This is a genomic window from Deinococcus aestuarii, assembly GCF_018863415.1.
Taxonomy (GTDB): Bacteria; Deinococcota; Deinococci; order Deinococcales; family Deinococcaceae; genus Deinococcus; species Deinococcus aestuarii.
In genome coordinates this window covers 26,120-43,015 of sequence record NZ_JAHKSN010000016.1, presented here as the reverse complement: position 1 = coordinate 43,015, position 16,896 = coordinate 26,120, and the positions used below count along the sequence as shown (strand labels likewise).

11 protein-coding genes are annotated in these 16,896 nt (G+C 74.1%); 6 read left to right on the top strand and 5 right to left on the bottom strand.

What is annotated here, in order from left to right:
* Positions 1-3: 3 nt before the first annotated feature.
* Positions 4-4,533: an MG2 domain-containing protein gene (locus tag IC605_RS25195; RefSeq protein ID WP_216326911.1), complete on the bottom strand. Its 4,530-nt coding sequence runs from the start codon at positions 4,531-4,533 to the stop codon at positions 4-6.
* A 167-nt stretch (positions 4,534-4,700) separates the two neighbouring features.
* On the opposite strand from IC605_RS25195, the gene IC605_RS17000 reads away from it, so the two are divergent.
* The 3 genes from IC605_RS17000 (at position 4,701) to IC605_RS16990 (ending at position 8,580) form a co-directional block, all read left to right on the top strand.
* A complete protein-coding gene (locus tag IC605_RS17000; RefSeq protein ID WP_216326908.1) occupies positions 4,701-6,173 on the top strand; it encodes a PQQ-dependent sugar dehydrogenase in 1,473 nt (490 codons plus the stop codon).
* Positions 6,170-6,517, top strand: a complete 348-nt coding sequence (locus IC605_RS16995) for a c-type cytochrome (RefSeq protein ID WP_216326906.1) — start codon at positions 6,170-6,172, stop codon at positions 6,515-6,517. The genes IC605_RS17000 and IC605_RS16995 overlap by 4 nt, the downstream gene beginning before the upstream one ends.
* A 698-nt stretch (positions 6,518-7,215) precedes the next feature.
* A complete protein-coding gene (locus IC605_RS16990) occupies positions 7,216-8,580 on the top strand; it encodes an MATE family efflux transporter (protein WP_343216648.1) in 1,365 nt (454 codons plus the stop codon).
* On the opposite strand, the gene IC605_RS16985 is transcribed toward IC605_RS16990, so the two are convergent.
* Both IC605_RS16985 and IC605_RS16980 read right to left on the bottom strand, forming a co-directional pair.
* Entirely contained in the window at positions 8,564-9,982 is a 1,419-nt protein-coding gene (locus IC605_RS16985; protein WP_216326903.1) for an FAD-binding oxidoreductase, read from the bottom strand. The two genes, IC605_RS16990 and IC605_RS16985, sit on opposite strands and share 17 nt — an antisense overlap.
* Before the next feature lie 8 nt (positions 9,983-9,990).
* Complete coding sequence (locus IC605_RS16980; protein WP_216326901.1) at positions 9,991-11,136, bottom strand: ABC transporter substrate-binding protein; 1,146 nt, start codon at positions 11,134-11,136, stop codon at positions 9,991-9,993.
* Between the two features lie 773 nt (positions 11,137-11,909).
* Between IC605_RS16980 and IC605_RS16975 the strand changes: the two genes are divergently transcribed.
* The 3 genes from IC605_RS16975 to IC605_RS16965 all read left to right on the top strand — a co-directional run bounded on the left by IC605_RS16975 (position 11,910) and on the right by IC605_RS16965 (position 14,505).
* On the top strand, positions 11,910-12,359 hold the full coding sequence (locus IC605_RS16975; protein WP_216326898.1) for a barstar family protein: 450 nt from the start codon (positions 11,910-11,912) through the stop codon (positions 12,357-12,359).
* A 261-nt stretch (positions 12,360-12,620) separates the two neighbouring features.
* Positions 12,621-13,718: a sulfite oxidase gene (locus tag IC605_RS16970; RefSeq protein WP_216326894.1), complete on the top strand. Its 1,098-nt coding sequence runs from the start codon at positions 12,621-12,623 to the stop codon at positions 13,716-13,718.
* A 73-nt stretch (positions 13,719-13,791) separates the two neighbouring features.
* Positions 13,792-14,505: an HAD family hydrolase gene (locus IC605_RS16965; protein ID WP_216326891.1), complete on the top strand. Its 714-nt coding sequence runs from the start codon at positions 13,792-13,794 to the stop codon at positions 14,503-14,505.
* Between the two features lie 44 nt (positions 14,506-14,549).
* Here IC605_RS16965 and IC605_RS16960 read toward each other — a convergent pair whose 3' ends face one another.
* On the bottom strand, positions 14,550-15,419 hold the full coding sequence (locus tag IC605_RS16960; RefSeq protein ID WP_216326888.1) for a ParB/RepB/Spo0J family partition protein: 870 nt from the start codon (positions 15,417-15,419) through the stop codon (positions 14,550-14,552).
* On the bottom strand, positions 15,416-16,192 hold the full coding sequence (locus IC605_RS16955; RefSeq protein WP_216326885.1) for a ParA family protein: 777 nt from the start codon (positions 16,190-16,192) through the stop codon (positions 15,416-15,418). The genes IC605_RS16960 and IC605_RS16955 overlap by 4 nt, the downstream gene beginning before the upstream one ends.
* Between the last annotated feature and the right edge of the window lie 704 nt (positions 16,193-16,896).

Below are 16,896 nucleotides of genomic sequence, written 5' to 3'. Positions count from 1 at the left end.
GCCCTACTCCAGGACCTCCACCACTTCCGCGCTGCCGACCCCGGGCACGCCTCCAGCCGCGAAGTCCACCCGGGGGGCCGGGGCGGTGTAGCGGCCCGGGGCGAGCGCCCGCAACGGGTAGCGGATGGTCGTGACGCCCGCCGCGACCCGTTCCAGGTAGAAAACGGCCCGGTCGTCGTAGAGGGACCGCTCGGCCCAGGTCACCGTGCCCGAGCGCGGCGGGTTGACGGAGCCCGGATAGGCGAAGGGTCGGTCGTCCACCGCCTCCAGGCCGCCGGGGAGGGGATCGGTCACGCGCAGGTGCCGCGCCCCCACGTCGGCCCGGACGGTGAGGGTGACGGTGACCACGCCGTCGCGCTCGACCCGCGTGCGGTCGTAGCGGCGCTCGATGTGGACGAGGCTGGGGGCGGCGGGAGAGGTGTCCTTCGCCCGAACCCGCAATTCCCGGCGGAAGGCGAAGGGGCCGCTCCCCTGGAGGGTCAGCGACTCTCCCGCCTTCACCACCTCCGGGGGCACCACGACACGGACGGGGGCGCCCAGCCGCACGGCCTTCTCCCAGGGGCCCGCCCGCAGGGTGACTTCGGTGGATTGCCCTGCCGTCTCCCCCTCCACCACCCGGCGCAGGGCGCGCAGGGCCGCCCCGGTGGCGAGGGGACCGGGCCACGCGGCGCCGGTCTTGCGGTCGAGGAGCGCCTGGGTCAGGGGAGCCACGTCCGCCCGCTGCCCCAGCGCCGCCCCCGCCTCCAGCAGCAGGGCGGTGGGCTCGGTGTCGCCCCGCCAGCTCCCGGCGTCGCCGAGGACCAGGGTGCCCGTCTTGGTCGTCTGCGCCTCACGCCGCGCCCGGGTGTAGAGGGGCCGGGCGAGGTCGCGGGCGAGCGGGGCCAGGGCGGCGGCGAGCCGGGCGGCGTCCACCGGGTCGGCCGGAGCGCCTGCCCGCGCCAGGCCGAGCGCAGCGGCGGGGTCCCCCGTCCGGGCGAGGGCGGCGGCGAGGAGCACGCGGTCCGGCTCTCCCGTGCCCGCCTTCCCCAGCAGACGGCGGGCGTCCCCGGCGGCCACGGTGAGGGTCACCGCGTCGGTCAGGCCCACCCCCTTGGCCTGGGCGAGCGCGGCCAGGGCGCGGGCGGTCATCTCGGCGGTGGGGGCGCTCCCGGCGGTCCAGCCCCACCCTTCCTGGCCGCGCAGGGCGAGCAGGGAGGCGAGGTCGCGCCGGGCCTGCCCCAGGGCGCGCGCCGCCACGTCGGGCCAGCCCAGCCGGGTGCCGATGGCCGCGAGGTCGAGGTTGGCCCCCAGCCGGGCCGCCACCCCGTCGGTCGTGACCCAGCGTTCCCCCGGGTCGGCGAGGTGGGCGTCGAGGCCGGTGAGGGCGGCTTGCAGCGGCGTGACGGCGAGGTCCACGACGAGGCTCTCGACCGCCGCGCCGCCGGGCCACGTCAGGGGATCGCTCAGGAGACCCGGCCCCGCCTGCGCCCCGTTCCGGGCGAGGAGGGTGCGCGGCCCCGCCTCCCGCAGGGGCAGGGTCTCGCGCAGGGCGTCGCGGTGGGCGCCCCGCTGCGCCCAGGCGTCGAGAAGGACGTTTTGGCCCGTCCCCGGCGCGGTGAGGGGGAAGAGGGTATTTGCGGCCCCCGCGTTCAGGGGCAGGACCCGGGTGGTCTCTCTCCCACCGACACCCAGGCCGAGGGTGACGCTGCCCTGCCCGGCAGTCCCCCCCGGCCCGGTGCGGTCGAGGACGCTCACGGCGGCGCGGCCCTCGTCCCCCTGGGTGAGCACACGCGGACGGGCGAGGCGCAGGGCGAAGGGCAGCTCGGCGCGCACCTCATTCCGGACCGCCCCGGCGCCGCCCCCCCGGGTCAGGGCGCGGGCGCTGACGCGGTAGCCCCCCAGCGCCTCGGGGAGACGGACCTGGACGCGGGCCGCGCCGTCGGGTCCGGTCGCCACCGTGCGGAAGAGGGCTACCTCGCGCAGGTCCTGCCTCGGCACGCCGCCCTGGGCCTCGCCTCCCCCGCCGCCGCCCCCGTCGGCGGGCGCCCCGGCGGTCGAGTACACCTGCACGGCGGGGTAGCTCGCCCCCCACAGCAGGCGCCACGGGTCGGGGCTGGGGTCGCCCGCGAGCGCGTAGACGGCCTCGTTCACCACCGCGAGGGTGACGAGGGCGGGAACCGCGCGCCCCCCCTGCCGGGTGCGGACGGTCAGGGTGGTCTCCTCGCCGGGCTTGAGGTCGGTCTTCTCCGGGATGACCTCCACGGCGAGCTGTTGGTCGGTGCGCGGGACGTACAGCAGCTCCGTCCCCGCGCGCAGCGAGTCCGCCCCGAAGACCGCCGCCGCCGTGAAGGTGAGGCCGGGCGCGAGGTCGGGGGTGACCTTCCAGTCCACGCGCAGCTCGCGGCCCGTCACCCGGACGAGGCGGGGGGTCACGCGGCCCTCGACGTTGGCGCCCAGCAGGACGGGCGTGCCGGGCGGGAGGTCGGTCCGCAGGGTGAGGCGGGCGGTGTCCCCCACCGCGTAGCGGGTGCGGTCGGCACCGAGGGTCAGGGTGCGGGCCTGCCCGGTCGGCGCGGGCTCGGGCACGAAGGCGGCCTGGAAGTCAGCGCGCACCGCCCGCCCCGCCGCGTCCCGGGCCGACAGGCGGACGAGGTAGGCGCCCGGCTCCTGTGCCCGGAAGGCGAGGTCGAACGCCCCCCCGGACCCGCTGCGGCCCTCCCGCCGCGAGACGACCTCCTCGCCGTTGCGGTACTCGGTGCGGCCCGCCACCTGCACGGGCTCCGTGTAGGCGCGCACGATGGTCATGCTCACCGGGCGACCCGCCAGCGGCGCGCCCTTGCCCACCTGCCGGACGAGGACGCGGGCCCGGACCTCCTCGCCCGCCTGGGTGGGGAAACCCGGCAGCTCGAACTTCAGCCCGGCGGGGTGGACGGTGACCTCGCGCGAGGCGAGCACGTCCCGCCCGTACTCGTCGCGGGCGCGGACGACGACGGTATAGACGCGGGGCACGCCCCCGGTCGCCGTCGGGCGCAACGTGGCCTGCCCCCTCCCCGAGGCGAGGTCGAGCCGGGCGGCGGGCTTCTGCCCGGGGTTCAGGTCCGGCGAGGAGCGCCAGTAGTCCCAGGATTCGGTTTCAAGGGCGAAGCGTTCATCCGGGCGCCCGGTGTCCACCGCTCCCGGCCAGAGGGTGCCCCGGTCGTAACCACGGCTGAGGTAGGCGTCCGCCCGCACGGTCGCCCCACCCCCCGCGTACAGCTCGGCGCGGGCGCTGACGGGCAGGGGCTCCCCGCTCACGACCTCCGCCGGGCCGCCGAGGTCGAGGGTGAACTGCGGCTTGACGAAGGCCTGCACCCGCACGGGCAGGCTGGAAATGTCGGGCGCGGGGGCGGGGTTCTGCCGGGTGGACGGGCCGGGCACCTCGACCTCCACCCGGTACTCGCCCACCCGCACGTCCTCGGGGAGGGGGACCTCGAAGGTCACGAGGCCGTCCGCGTCCGCGCTCGCCGACCGCCGCGCCAGGGTCAGGGCCGGGTAGCCGCCGTCCACGAGGCGCACGGTGACGGGGCCCCGGTACGGCACCCGCGCCCCGGGCTGGAGCCTGCGCACGACGGCCAGCCCGCGCAGGGTCTCGCCGGGGCGGTACACCGGCTTGTCGGTCTGGACGAAGGCCCGCGCCCGCGTCTCGTCGCCCGACCACAGCCCGAACTCCCCGGCCCCGATCACCGCCCGCTGCGTCGCGCCGCTGAGCCCCACGTCCCCGTAGACGGCCAGCCGCTCCCCGTCGCGCTGGGGCAGGAAGGCCAGGCCCCGGGCGTCCGTCGTCACGGCGGGCAGGGGGCGGGAGGACACCCGCTCGCCCTCCGGCCCGAACAGGGAGGCGAGCGCCCGCAGCCGCGCGCCGGGCAGCACCCTCCCGTCGTCCAGGCGGGTCGCCCAGACCCAGAGGCCCGTGGGGGTGGTCAGGGCCGTCAGCGCGAGGTCGGTGACCTCCAGCACGTCGGCGGCGAGGACCGAGGCGGGGGCGTCCGCGCGCGAGGCGGTCACGAGGTAGCGGCCGGGCGCCAGGCGCTCCAGCGGAACGGCGGTCCTCTCCCCGGCCAGCCTCACCCGCACGGTGCGCCGGGCGCCGCCCGTGGGCCGGAGGACCGTCTCGCCGGGGGCCGCCGGGGCGAGCGGGAGCACGCGGACCTCCCAGGCCGGGGCCACCTGCGCCTGCGTCTGGCGGGTGAGGTACACCGTCACCGGGCGCGCGCTCGGCTGGGGCGGCAGCCACCACTGCGGGCCGCTCAGCCGCACGGCCCCGGCGGTGGACTTCACGTTCCCGCCGCGCGCGTAGAGCACCCGCTCGCCGTAGGGGATGGTCACGACCGGGCGCTCGCCCCCCGAGGACCGCAGGACGCTCACGGGCTTGCCGGAGGGCAGGGTCAGGACGGGCGGGCCGTCCAGCGCCGGGGAGGCGTAGAGCGGGGTGGGCGCGACCGTCACGTCCGCCCGGGCGGTCGCCCCCAGACAGGCAGTCAGGAGCAGGAGGGCACGCAGGGGGAGACGCGGCATACCCCAGGATAGGCGCCGCCCCGCGTGGGAGGAGGGCAAATCTGCCGCCGGACGTGCGGCGGGTGACGCTGAAGAGAGTGTCAAGGGGGCTGCGGTGATGGGCACCCCTCACCTCCTACGATGGGAGCCTGACCCGAAGCTGTTGTGTTCCCCCCAGGAGGCGGACCTTGAAGCCAGCGCGCTCCCCCCACCCCGGACGTTCCCTCGCCGCCGCCGTCCTCAGCGGCCTGCTGCTGACCTCCTGTTACAGCCTGCTACCCTCCAACGGGGGCGGGCAGACCACGCCCCGCGCCCTGCGCCTGATCCGGCCCGCCGACGTGGCCGTTCCCGCCGGGTACCGGGTGGAGGCCGTCGCCACCGGGCTCAACTTCCCCACCGCCGTCGCCTTCGACGACGCGGGGCGCCCCCACGTGCTGGAGGCGGGGTACTCCTACGGCGAGGTCTTCACCGTGCCCCGGCTGCTGCGGGTAGAGCAGGGCGGCACCCGCACCGAGATCGCCCGGGGCGAGCGGCCACCCTGGAACGGCCTCGACTACGCGAACGGCACCTTCTACGTCGGCGAGGGGGGCGAGGTCGGCGGCGGGCGCATCGTGAAGATCAGCCCGGACGGCAAGGTCACCCCGCTGGTGGAGAACCTGCCCAGCCTGGGCGACCACCACACCAACCGCCCGGTCGTGAGGAACGGCTACGTGTACTTCGGGCAGGGCACCGCCACCAACAGCGCCGTCGTGGGGCCGGACAACGCGGACTACGGCTGGCTGAAGCGGCATCCCACGTTCCACGACACCCCCTGCGCGGACGTGACCCTCGCCGGGCGCAACTTCGAGTCGGACAATCCCCTCACGCCCGCCGGGGACCGGGTGACGACGGGGGCGTTCCTGCCGTTCGGCACCCCCTCGCGGGCCGGACAGGTCGTGCGCGGGGCGCTGCCGTGCGGCGGGTCGGTGATGCGGGTGCCCGAGGGCGGGGGACGCCTCGAACTCGTCGCGTGGGGCTTTCGCAACCCCTTCGGCCTCGCCTTCGCGCCGGACGGCACCCTCTACGTCGCCGACAACAGCTACGACGAGCGCGGCAGCCGCCCGGTCTACGGGGCCGGTGACCCCCTCTGGAAGGTCACGCCGGGCACCTGGTACGGCTGGCCCGACTTCCACGCGGGGCGGCTCCTGAGCGACGCCGACCACTTCCGGGCACCCGGCAAGCCCGCGCCGGGGCAGGTGCTCGCCCGCGCGCCGGGCACCCCGCCGAAACCCGCCGCCCTGCTCGGGGTGCACTCCTCCTCGAACGGGATCGACTTCGGGCGCGCCGCCTTCGGGCACGCGGGCGAGGCGTTCGTCGCGCAGTTCGGGGACCTCGCGCCGGGGGTCGGGAAAATTCTGGGGCCGGTTGGGTACAAGGTGGTCCGGGTGAACGTCTCGGACGGTCGGATCGAGGACTTCGCGGTCAACCGGGGCCCCGAGAACGGCCCGGCCTCCAAGATCGGGGGCGGCGGCTTCGAGCGCCCGGTGGACGTGCGCTTCACCCCGGCGGGCGACGCCCTGTACGTCGTGGACTTCGGGGTGATGACCACGACCGAGAAGGGTCAGATTCCGCAGCCGAACACGGGTGTCCTGTGGCGCATCTCCCGGGAGGGGACACGATGAGACGGCTTCTCCCCCTCCTCCTGCTCGCCCCGCTGCTCACCGCTTGCCTGCCGCAGCGGCGGGACGCGCCCCTCGTCGGCGAACTCACCGACCTGAGCCCCAGCGAGGCGCGCGGGCGGGTCGTGTACATGGCGAACTGCCAGCAGTGCCATCCAGGCGGCGCCGAGGGGCTGGGACCGGCCCTGAACGACAAGCCCCTCCCCCACCTCGCCATCCGCGCCCAGGTGCGCGCCGGGCTGGGGGCCATGCCCGCCTTCGACGCCTCCGAGATCAGCGACGCGGACCTGGCGGCCCTCGCGGACTACGTGGTCAGGCTGCGTCGGCACGGCGTCGGCGGGCCGTAGAGGGGACGTCCGGAACACCGGGAGGAGGGTGCTCGTCACGTGACGAGCAGACCTGACTCGCCCCACCGCAGTCCCGCACCCGGGGCGCCCACCCTCCCTTCCGGATGGGCATGATGGCCTGGTCCGGGGGAGAACCTTCACGCGAAAAGTAAGAATGTTGCGCTCCCCGTGCCTCTGCTTCGTGGAGAGGACGAGGGCTGCCCTCCCGATGCTCGTTGCCGCTTGTGTTGGGGGAGCATCGGCCCGGGGAGAGACCCTGGGTTCTGTCGCAGCACACCGCTCCGCCGCGCTGATCGCGGGCTGTAGCCGGGAGGTCGCCTTCATTCCTGCACACGGTGCTGTCGTCGCCAGCGGGCTCACCGGACCGCGGGGCATGGACGGACAGACCTGACGTTCGAATGGCCGACAGCGGGACCGGGGACACGCAGGTGGTCGGGTCCTTTCCGGGTGAGAACGGGCCCGTCCCCATCAACCTGGGCGAGTCGGCCCGGGGGGCGAGCAGACGGTCGTCACGTCCCCCGCCGTCGCCGGGCCTACCCTTCGGGGCGATGGGTCGGTGACGAGCGGGCGGCGGCCGGGTGCTGCGCCGCGACTTCGTGACACAGCGCGGCGGGCCGTCACCCCGTCTGCCGCGGGGAGGGAGGAGGCCAGGTCCGCCCGGCCTCCCGGCCCGTTCCCGGCGCGTAGACTGCCTGCTTGTGACGCTGATCCCCCTCTCCCCCTCCTCTCCCCTGCGCGGGGAACTCGCGGCGCTGACCCGGCTCGCCGGGCCGGTGGTCGTGTCGCAGTTCGCCTCGAATTCGCTGGCGCTGATCAGCACGGCGGTGATCGGGCGGCTGGGGGGCGCCGAACTCGCGGCGGCGGCGTACGCGAACGCGACCTACTACCTGCTGTTCATGATCCTGGTGGGGGTGATGCTCTCGGTGGGTCCGCGGGCCGCGCAGGCGCACGGGGCGGGGGACCCGGCGGGCGTGGGCCGGGCGCTGCGGGGCGGGCTGTGGCTGGCTCTGGGGCTCGCCGCGCTCGCCCTCCCCGTCATGTGGGGGGTGGCGGCGCTGCTGCCGGGTCTCGCGCCGGAGGGCATCCGGGCGGACCTCGCCGCGACCTACCTGCGGGTGTACTCGCTGGGCATGCTCCCGGTGCTGACCTTCACGGCCCTGCGCGGCACGCTGGAGGGGACCGGGCGGCCCCGGGTGGTGACGGCGGTGGCGCTGGGCGGGGTGGCGCTCGTGAGCCTGCTCAGCCCGGCCCTCGCCTTCGGGTGGGGACCCCTGCCCCGGCTGGGTCTGGTGGGAGCGGGACTGGCGAGCGCGGCGACGGCGTGGATGACGACCCTGGCCCTGCTTCCCGCCGCGCTGCGGGCCGCGCCCCGCGCCGGGGGGGGAACGCGCGGGGAGGTGAGTGCCCTGCTCCACCTGGGCTGGCCCATCGGCCTGACCCTCGGCGCCGAGGGGGGCATGTTCAGCGTGGTCTCCCTCCTGATGGCGCGCTTCGGGCCGGAGGCGCTCGCCGGGCACAACGTCGCGCTTCAGGTCATCACGGCAGTGTTCATGATCCCGCTGGGGCTCGCCACCGCGACGGGCATCCGGGTCGCGCACGCGGCGGGAGCGGGCAACCGGGCGGGGGCCCGCCGCGCGGGGCTGATCGGCGTGGGGCTGGCGGGCGGCGTGATGGTCGTCTTCGCCCTCCTCGAACTCCTCGCCCCCCGGCTGGCGCTCGGCGTCTTCGTGGACGTGGACGACCCGCGCAACGCGGCGCTGATCGCCACGGGCACCGCCCTGCTCGTGATCGCCGCCCTCTTCCAGACGCTCGACGGGGTGCAGGTCACCGCCAACGCCGCCCTGCGCGGCCTGCACGACACCCGCTGGCCGCTCGTGATCTCGCTGACCTCGTACTGGCTCGTCGGGCTGGGGGTGGGGGCCCTGCTCGCCTTCCCCCTCGGGTTGGGGCCGCGCGGATTGTGGTTCGGCCTGACGGCGGGGCTGACGACGGCGGCGGTGCTGCTGCTGACGCGCTTCCTGCGCCGCACCCGTCCGGGCGGGGTCGTCAGGGCGGGGGACTGAATTTCCACTCCGGGAGCCCGTCCGGGTCGCCCACCACCTTCCCCGGGTTGAGCAGGCCCCGGGGGTCGAACAGCGCCTTCACCTCGCGCATCACGTCGAGGGCCTCCCCGTGCTCGGCGCGCAGGTAGGCCCGCTTGCGCAGCCCGACCCCGTGTTCGCCCGTGCAGGTGCCCCCCACCGCGACGGCGTGCGCGGCGAGGTCGTGCAGCACGCGGTCGATGCGTGCCCAGGCGTCCGCGTCCTCAGGCGGGGCGTGCATCAGCAGGTGGAGATTGCCGTCCCCGATGTGGCCGACCAGGGGGGAGGTCAGGCCGTGCTCGTCCAGCAGCCGCCCGGCGAGGGCCGCCGTCCCCGCCAGCGCCGGGAGGGGCACGCACACGTCCCCGATGCGGGTGGCGTGGCCGTGCCAAGCGGCGCGCAGGGCGTCGTACACGCCGTGCCGGGCGGCCCATAAGGCTCCCGCCGCCTCGGGCGTCCGGGCCTCCCCCACCACCTGCCCCCCGTGCAGGGCCGCCGCCTCCGCCACCAGGGCGAGCTGCGCGTCCACGTCCGCCCGGTCGCGGCCCGCCACCTCCACCCAGAGGGTCGGGGCCTCGGGGTCCTGGCGGTCGCGGTGACGGTTCACGGCCCGCACGGTTGCCGCGTCCACGAACTCCAGCCGCTCGGGGAGCACGCCCAGCCCGCGCACGGTGAGGCTCGCCCCCACGGCGGCCTCCACGTCCGGGAAGGCGAGTTGCGCGCTCGCCGTGGCGGGTGGGAGGGGGTGCAGCCGCAGGGTGAGCGAGGTGATCACGCCCAGGGTCCCCTCCGAGCCGATGAACAGGCTCTTGAGGGCGTACCCGCTGCTGCTCTTGCGGGCCGCGCTTCCCAGGGTCAGGACGCGCCCGTCCATTAGGGCCACGCGCAGGGCGGCGACGTGCTCGCGCATCCCCCCGTAGCGCACGGTGGTCGTGCCGCTGGCGTTCGTGGCGGCCATGCCCCCCAGCGAGGCGTCCGCACCGGGGTCCACCGGGAAGAAGAGGCCGTGCGGGCGCAGGCGGCGGTTGAGCGCCACCCGCCGCACCCCCGGCCCCACCGTGACCGTCCAGCCCACCGGGTCCACCTCGCCCACGGTGTCCAGACCCGTGAGGTCAAGGGAGATCGCGCCGGGCACCGGGAGGGCCGCCCCCTCCAGGCTCGTCCCGGCGCCCCAGGGAGTGACGGACACGCCGAACTCCCGCGCGACGGCGAGCGTACCCAGCACGTCCGCCTCCGACCGGGCGAGGACGACCGCGCCGGGGGTGCAGGTCAGGGGGGTGCCCTCGTCGCGGGCGTGGGCGCTCAGGTCGCCGGGCCGCACGCTCACGCGGTCGCCGAGGGCGTTCCGCAGGGCGTCCAGCCACGCCGCCTCAGGAGCCGTCATCCCCTCCCCTACCGAATCAGCTTCCAGTTGCCGTCCACGATCTGCACCATCACGCGGCTGCGGGCGTCGAGGCCGAGGTGGTCCTGGGCACTCAGGTTGAAGATGCCGTGCGCGCCGATCACGTTGCGGGTGCCCTCCAGCGCGTCACGCAGGGCAGCGCGGAATTCGGCGGTGCCGGGTCTCGCCCGCTTGAGGGCGACGGGAATCGCCTTCTGCATCAGCAGCCCCGCGTCCCACATGTGCGCCCCGAAGGTGCTCACGCTGCCCTGGCCGTAGCGGTTCTCGTACAGGGCGGTGTAGGCGAGGCCGACCTTCTTGGTGGGGTTGGTGTCGGGAAGCTGGGAGGCGACGAGCACCGGCCCGGCGGGCAGGATCGCGCCCTCCACGTCCCGGCCCCCCACCCGCAGGAAGTCGGCGTTGGCGACCCCGTGGGTCTGGTAGATCTTGCCCGCGTAGCCCCGGTCTTTGAGGGTCTTTTGCGGCAGCACGGCGGGCACCCCGGAGGCGCCGATCAAGACCGCGTCGGGTCGGGAGGCGAGCACCTTGAGGATCTGCCCGGTCACGCTGGTGTCGCTGCGTCCGTATCTCTCCACCGCCACCACCCGCAGGCCGCGCGACGCCGCGTTGCGCTGGAGTTCGGTCAGCCACCCTTCCCCGTAGGCGTCGTTGAAGCCGATGTAGCCCACCGTCTTCACCCCGTTTTGCTGCATGTGCCCCGTGATCGCGGCGGCCATCAGCGCGTCCGTCTGCGGGGTCTTGAACACCCAGCCCCTGCGGGCGTCCACGGGCTTGATGATCGCCTCCGAGGCGGCGAGGCTGATCATGGGCACCTTCGCCTCGGCGGCCACGTCGATCATGGCGAGCGAGGCGGGCGTGGTCGTGGTCCCGATGATCAGGTCCACCCGATTGTCCTGAATCAGCTTGCGGGTGGCCGTCACGGCGGCGGTCGTGTCGGAGGCGTCGTCGAGGACCGTGTACACGATGCGCTGCCCGCCGATGGTCTGCGGCAGCAGGGCGACCGTGTTCTTTTCGGGAATGCCCAGGCTCGCCGCCGGACCCGTCGAGGACACCACCACCCCCACCCGCACGTCGGCCAGCGCGAGCGAGGAGAGGGCGAGCAGGGCGGTCACGAACAATCGGGCAGGTCGCATCATGGCAAAAACCTCCGTGGGGGACGTTCCAGACGGTGAGGGAGCTGGGTTGAGCTTTCCCGGGATCGTAGCAGAAAGGCCGGCGGCGCACCGGACCCCCTCGCCTCCCCCCCCGCCGCGAGTGGGCCTATGCTGGGGGCACCGACCACCGCCGCCCCCTCCCCTCCCCGGAGGTCCCCTTGACCGGAGCCGCCCCCTGAGCCTCGCCCGCCTGACCGCGCCCATCTCGGTTCTGAGGGGCCGACCCCGCGCGCCCCCTCCACCCTCCTGCGCCTCGTTCTGGGTGAGGCAGGCGGGCCGTACCCCCTCGCCCGCAACGTGCCGGTCGACCGTTTCCCCGAGGCCCGGCCGGACCTGCTGGCCGACGAGACGGGTGAGGCTCTCTTTCCCTCGGGGGATTGGAACGCGGACGGCAACCCTCCGGACTTCATCGCGCGCCAGACCCTGCCCGCCCGGCCCAGCAGCAGGTTCGGCGTGAGCGAGCCGGGGCGGCCCGTCCCCGACGTGCCCGGTGCCGTGCGCGGCTGGCAGACCCGTCTCGGCCTGCGGACCTACGGGGAGGTGTCCCCCACCCTCGCGCGGCTGGGACCCGGTGGGGGAACCTGTCCGCCGTCTCCCCCTTCATCTCCGCGCCCACGGCGGGCGGGGGGCCCCCGACCTGGAGGAAACATGACGCAGCCCTCTCCCGGGCGACCGCAAGACGTTCCGGCCTTTCTCCAGGCCCACGGACGCCGGTCCATAGGCCAGGAACTTCTCCGGCGAGGGCGGCCCGCCCCATGAACCTCTCGGCGCTCACGGAGACCGGACCGACCTGCGTGCACTTCGCCTCGGTTCAGGAGGTGGCCGCCTTCCTCGAACACCCCTGTGACCTCGCCGTCTTCCACCTGCGCGGGGCGGAGTTGGGGTCGGAAGCGCAGGTGTTCTCCCGGGTCGCCCGCGCGATGGGCTTTCCGGCCTGGTTCGAACACCACCGCGACGCGCTCGGCGACGGCCTGCGCGACCTCGCCTGGCACCCGGCCCACGGGTACCTGCTGATCGTCTGGGACGCCGAGGAGGCCAGCGCCCGGGCCCTGGAGGTCCTCCGTCACTCCTGGGAGTGCTCCGCCCCCTCCTGGCACGTTCCCTCCGACCACGACGAGTTCGGCCCGCTCCACCCCACGCCCTTTCATCTCGTCCTCGTCGGCCAGGAGAGCCGCGTCTTCTCCGACCCAGCGGGGGAGGGATGAGGCCCCCGGCCGCGCCCGAACACGCGGCCCACGGTCCCCCCGGCCTCGACCGCACCCGCCGCTTTTCCGGGAAACCGGGCGACGGGACGGTCCCACGTGCCGGTCGTTCTCCTCTGCTCGTCACAGCAGGACGGCGGCCCTCGTCCCTGATCAGGGGGCCGCCGGGACGCCGGACCCGCCCACCTCCCGCTGCGTCTCCCGGGGAAGATGCCCCCGCGGGCGCCTCAGCCCCCGACCCACTTCCTTCCACCAGGAGGGTTCATGCCACCATCCCCCCACGAGCCGGGCCCAGCGCCCTATCTGATCACCCGCGAGCAGTCGCCCCCCAACCTCGAATTTCCCTTCTGCCACCTGGGTCCCCGGGTGACGCCCACGGCGAGCTTCTACGTCCGCAGTCACTTTCCCACCCCACGCCTGAGCGCGGGTGGCTGGGGCCTGACGGTGGGCGGAGCGGTCGCCCGTCCCTTTCGGCTGGACCTCGCCGAACTGCGGTCCCTGCCCGCCCGCACCCTCACGGCGACGATGGAGTGCGCCGGAAACGGGCGCGTCTTCCTCACCCCCCGGCGGCGCGGGGTGGCCTGGGAACTGGGCGCGGTGGGCACGGCCGAGTGGACCGGCGTGCCGCTCTCGAAGGTGCTGGAACGGGCCGGGCTCCTCGACTCGGCGCGCGAGGTCGTGCTGGAGGGTGCCGACCGGGGCGTGCTGACCGACCCGCTGCCGACCCCCGGCGAGATCGCCTACGCGCGCAGCGTCCCCCTCGACCGGGCTCTGGGCGACGTGCTGCTGGCCTACGGGATGAACGGGGAGGCGCTGACCCCCAACCACGGCTTCCCGGTGCGCGCGGTCGTGCCGGGGTGGTACGGCATGGCGTCGGTCAAGTGGCTCACGTCGGTCCAGGTGACGGCCGAGCCCTTCCAGGGGTATTTCCAGACGGTCGATTACGCCTACTGGGATACGCGGGACGGTCTGCCGCCCCAGCTCCGGCCCCTCGGGGCCATGCAGCTCAAGGCCGCCGTCGCCCGCCCCGCCCCCCACGAGGAGGTGCCCTGCGGCACCGTGTACGAGGTCGCGGGGGCCGCGTGGGCAGGCGAGGCGGCCGTGGAGCGGGTCGAGGTCAGCGTGGACGGCGGGCGGACCTGGGCGGACGCCCGCTTCCTCGACCCGCCCACGCCGCACGTCTGGCGGCGCTGGCGCCTGCTGTGGCACACCCCCACCTGCCCGGGCCGTCACACGCTCGTCGCCCGCGCCACCGACGCCCGGGGCCGGACCCAGCCCGCCTCCCACGACCCGGCGCGGGGCGGCTACATGATCACCCACCCCCTGCCCGTCGAGGTGGAGGTCCGGGAGCGGCCGCGGTGAAGGGGTTGCTCGTCACGTGACGAGCAGTGTGGGGCACCTCCCCTTCGGAACCCTCTCGTTCTACAGTGCGCCCATGATCGTCGCTTTCGTGAATCCCGAGGGCATCCTCACCGCGCGCACCCCCGGGGAGGAGCCAGACACCGCCCAGGTCACCCTCGCGGCCCTGCTCTCGGGCGCGGAACTCGTTCCCGTCACGGGCCTGGACGAGGAGGGCCTGCTGGACATCCCGGCGGCCTTCTCCTCCTGGCAGGTCCTGAGGCACGGGGCCGTCGTGCTGAACCCGGACGGCGAGGAGGACCCGGCGTGGCGCCGCCTGACCGCCGAGACGCTGGACGAATACGAGGGGGCCCTGCGCCTGGCGCATCAGGCCGCGCAGCACATCGGCTGGCTGGCTCAACTCGGCACCGAGGCGCAGCTCCACGAGCGACATGGCCGACCCCTGATGGTCACCCTGACCCATCCCCACACCCTCACGCACGCCCTGGGGGCGGCGGCCCGCGAGTGGCAGACCTGGCTGGACGAGGGCCCCTTCCGGGGACGGCTGCGGCTGGTGGAGGGGCCGGCCGCCCTCACCATGCTCCCCCGTGAGGTCAACCCCGAGAGCGCCGTCAACTACGTCCTCTCGCAGCTTGGCGAGGAGGTCGCGCTCACGCTCGGGGTCAGCGCCTCCCCCTCGGACACGGCCTTTCTCGCCCTGTGCGACTACGCGCTGACGCCGGGAGACGGCCCGGTGATGGAGGCGGCGCAGGCGGCCTTGGGCGGCTCCCCGGCGGACGAGGACGGGTGACTCCGGCCCCCTCCCCCTTGCTCGTCACGTGACGAGCAGACCCCTCACCCCTCGTCGAGCAGCTCGCCGATCTGCCGCAGCAGCCGCTCGACCTTGCGGCGCCGGGCCGCGTCAAGGCGAGAGAGGGTGTGGCGGTCGGCGAGGCGGCGGGCGACCTCCTGGGCCGGATCGGTCGCCCGGACGGGGCGCAACCGTTCGCGCAATCCCTGCACGGTCTCCCCCCGCCGGGCGAGGTCGAGAAGTTCGGCCCGCCGCGCCCCGTCCCCCACCCGGCCGACGACGAGGGCCTTGCGGTAGTCGAGCCCCTCCTGAACGGCCGCCTGCACGTCCTCCGGAAGGTTGAGGACGGCGGCCCGGTTCTTCACGAAGCTGCGCCACGTCTCGCGGCCCAGGGCACCGAAGAGGGCGTCGAGGCGGGCCACGGCCGCCGGGTCCTCGTCGGGGCGGCGGTCGAGGGCGAAGAGGCGGGCGGGGGCCTCCTCGGGGGCCACGCCCAGGGCCGAGGCGGCGACCGCGAGCCGGGCGCGCACCTCCTCCAGGGGATTGAGGTTCTCGCGTTGCAGGTTCTCGACGGCGGCGGCGAGCCGGGCCTGCTCGTCGGTGAGGTCACGGACGAGGACCGGGACCTCGCGCAGATCGGCAAGTCGCGCGGCCCGCCAGCGCCGCTCCCCGGCCACGATCTCGTACCCGCCCCCCAGCGGGCGAACGAGGAGGGGTTGCAACACCCCCTGTTCCCGAATGCTGCGGGCGAGTTCCTCCAGGGCCTCCGGCGCGAAATAGACCCGTGGCTGGAAGGCACCCGGACGCAGCGAGTCCACCGGCAGGGTCGTGGAGGCGGGTTGCCCCAGCGCCTCCACCCCCTCCACCAGCCCGCTCAGGCGGGCGCCGATGGCGGGCCGGGCCTTGCGGGTCACGCCTCCACCCCGGGAATCTCCACGCCGAGGTGCGCGGCGCGGGCGATCTCCGCCGTTACCCGCAGCACGTCGCGGTGGACCGGCGAGCCCGGCGCGTACACCCCGACGGGCTGCCCGGCGCTCGCGCTGTCGTTCCACACCGCGCCCCGGTCGGGCACCGGGCTGGCGAGGGGCCGCAGGAGGTCTTGCAGGGCCGCGAGCGCCTCCCGGTCGTGCGAGCGCCGGGCGTCGTAGAGGGTGGGCACGTACAGGGCGACGGTCAGGTCCGGGCGCAACTTGCGGTAGGTTGCCATCGCCTCGCTCAGGCCCGCCAGGGCGTTCATGCCCTTTTGCCGGGTGGGGACCGGCACGATCAGGTGGTCGGCGGCGAGCGCGCCCAGAATCGAGAGCTGCCCCAGGCTCGGCGGGCTGTCGAGCAGGGCCACGTCGTACCCGGCGGCGACCGCCTGAAGCGCCTGCCGCAGGTGCAGGTGCGCTCCCACCACCCCCATCATCTGCCCCTCGGCGAGCGCCAGGGACACGTCGCTGGGGATCAGGTGCAGGCCGTGCACGGGGACGGGGGAGGGGAGGGGCTCGCCCCGGGTGGCCGTGTCGTACACCGTCTGCTCTCGCGTCACGCCGCTCACACCCAGCCAGTCGGTCAGGTTCGCCTGGGGATCGAGGTCCACGAGGAGCACCCTCAGCCCCGCCTGCGAGAGGGTATACCCCACGTCGCGGGTGAGGCTCGACTTCATGACCCCGCCCGCGTGGTTGAAGAACGTCAGCGTCCGCATTTCTCCCAGCCTACCCGATGGTCACCCCGCGCGCTCGTCACGTGACGAGCAGGCTGGAAAATCCCGATCAGACGCGCCCCGTGCGCCACCCCTATCGGACGACTTGCGCCATTTGGCAAGAGGTGGAAAAGCGAAGCTCGCCGACTCTTGGGGCGGACAGGTGAGGCCAGCCCGTCTGGTGCCCATTCCCCCATTGGGGGTACTTCGGAAAGACGTACAGGCCCTGAACAATCGTTGTTGTGGACCTAATACGTACTTGAATTTACGCATAGAACAACAAATCTACCTATCGGACATCTTGCGCCGTTCCAAAAAGACACGCTATCGGACATCTTGCGCCGTTTCAACCTAAACGCTGTCCCAGACGCCATTTTTGGATTTACATGTTCCCAAAGTCTACCTATCGGACATCTTGCGCCGTTTTGCCCTCAACTATCGGACAACTTGCGCCGTTTTGGGCCCGAGGTATCGGACAACTTGCGCCGTTTTCAAAGTCTACCTATCGGACAACTTGCGCCAAAAGTATCGGACAACTTGCGCCGTTTGGGGTCTACCTATCGGACAACTTGCGCCGTTTTGGGGTCAAAACTATCGGACAACTTGCGCCAAACTATCGGACAACTTGCGCCGTTTGCCCCTCTGGAGGCCGTCTGGGACGCGAGTCGCCCTACCGCCTGATGTTGTTACAACATATCTTTTAAAAA

Excerpts from the sequence above, each read along its gene's own strand:
- IC605_RS25195 (WP_216326911.1), bottom strand. The coding sequence starts at position 4,533 with ATGCCGCGTCTCCCCCTGCGTGCCCTCCTGCTCCTGACTGCCTGTCTG.
- IC605_RS16980 (WP_216326901.1), bottom strand. The coding sequence starts at position 11,136 with ATGATGCGACCTGCCCGATTGTTCGTGACCGCCCTGCTCGCCCTCTCC.
- IC605_RS16965 (WP_216326891.1), top strand. The coding sequence starts at position 13,792 with ATGATCGTCGCTTTCGTGAATCCCGAGGGCATCCTCACCGCGCGCACC.
- IC605_RS16970 (WP_216326894.1), top strand. The coding sequence starts at position 12,621 with ATGCCACCATCCCCCCACGAGCCGGGCCCAGCGCCCTATCTGATCACC.
- IC605_RS16995 (WP_216326906.1), top strand. The coding sequence starts at position 6,170 with ATGAGACGGCTTCTCCCCCTCCTCCTGCTCGCCCCGCTGCTCACCGCT.
- IC605_RS16955 (WP_216326885.1), bottom strand. The coding sequence starts at position 16,192 with ATGCGGACGCTGACGTTCTTCAACCACGCGGGCGGGGTCATGAAGTCG.
- IC605_RS16975 (WP_216326898.1), top strand. The coding sequence starts at position 11,910 with ATGAACCTCTCGGCGCTCACGGAGACCGGACCGACCTGCGTGCACTTC.
- IC605_RS16985 (WP_216326903.1), bottom strand. The coding sequence starts at position 9,982 with ATGACGGCTCCTGAGGCGGCGTGGCTGGACGCCCTGCGGAACGCCCTC.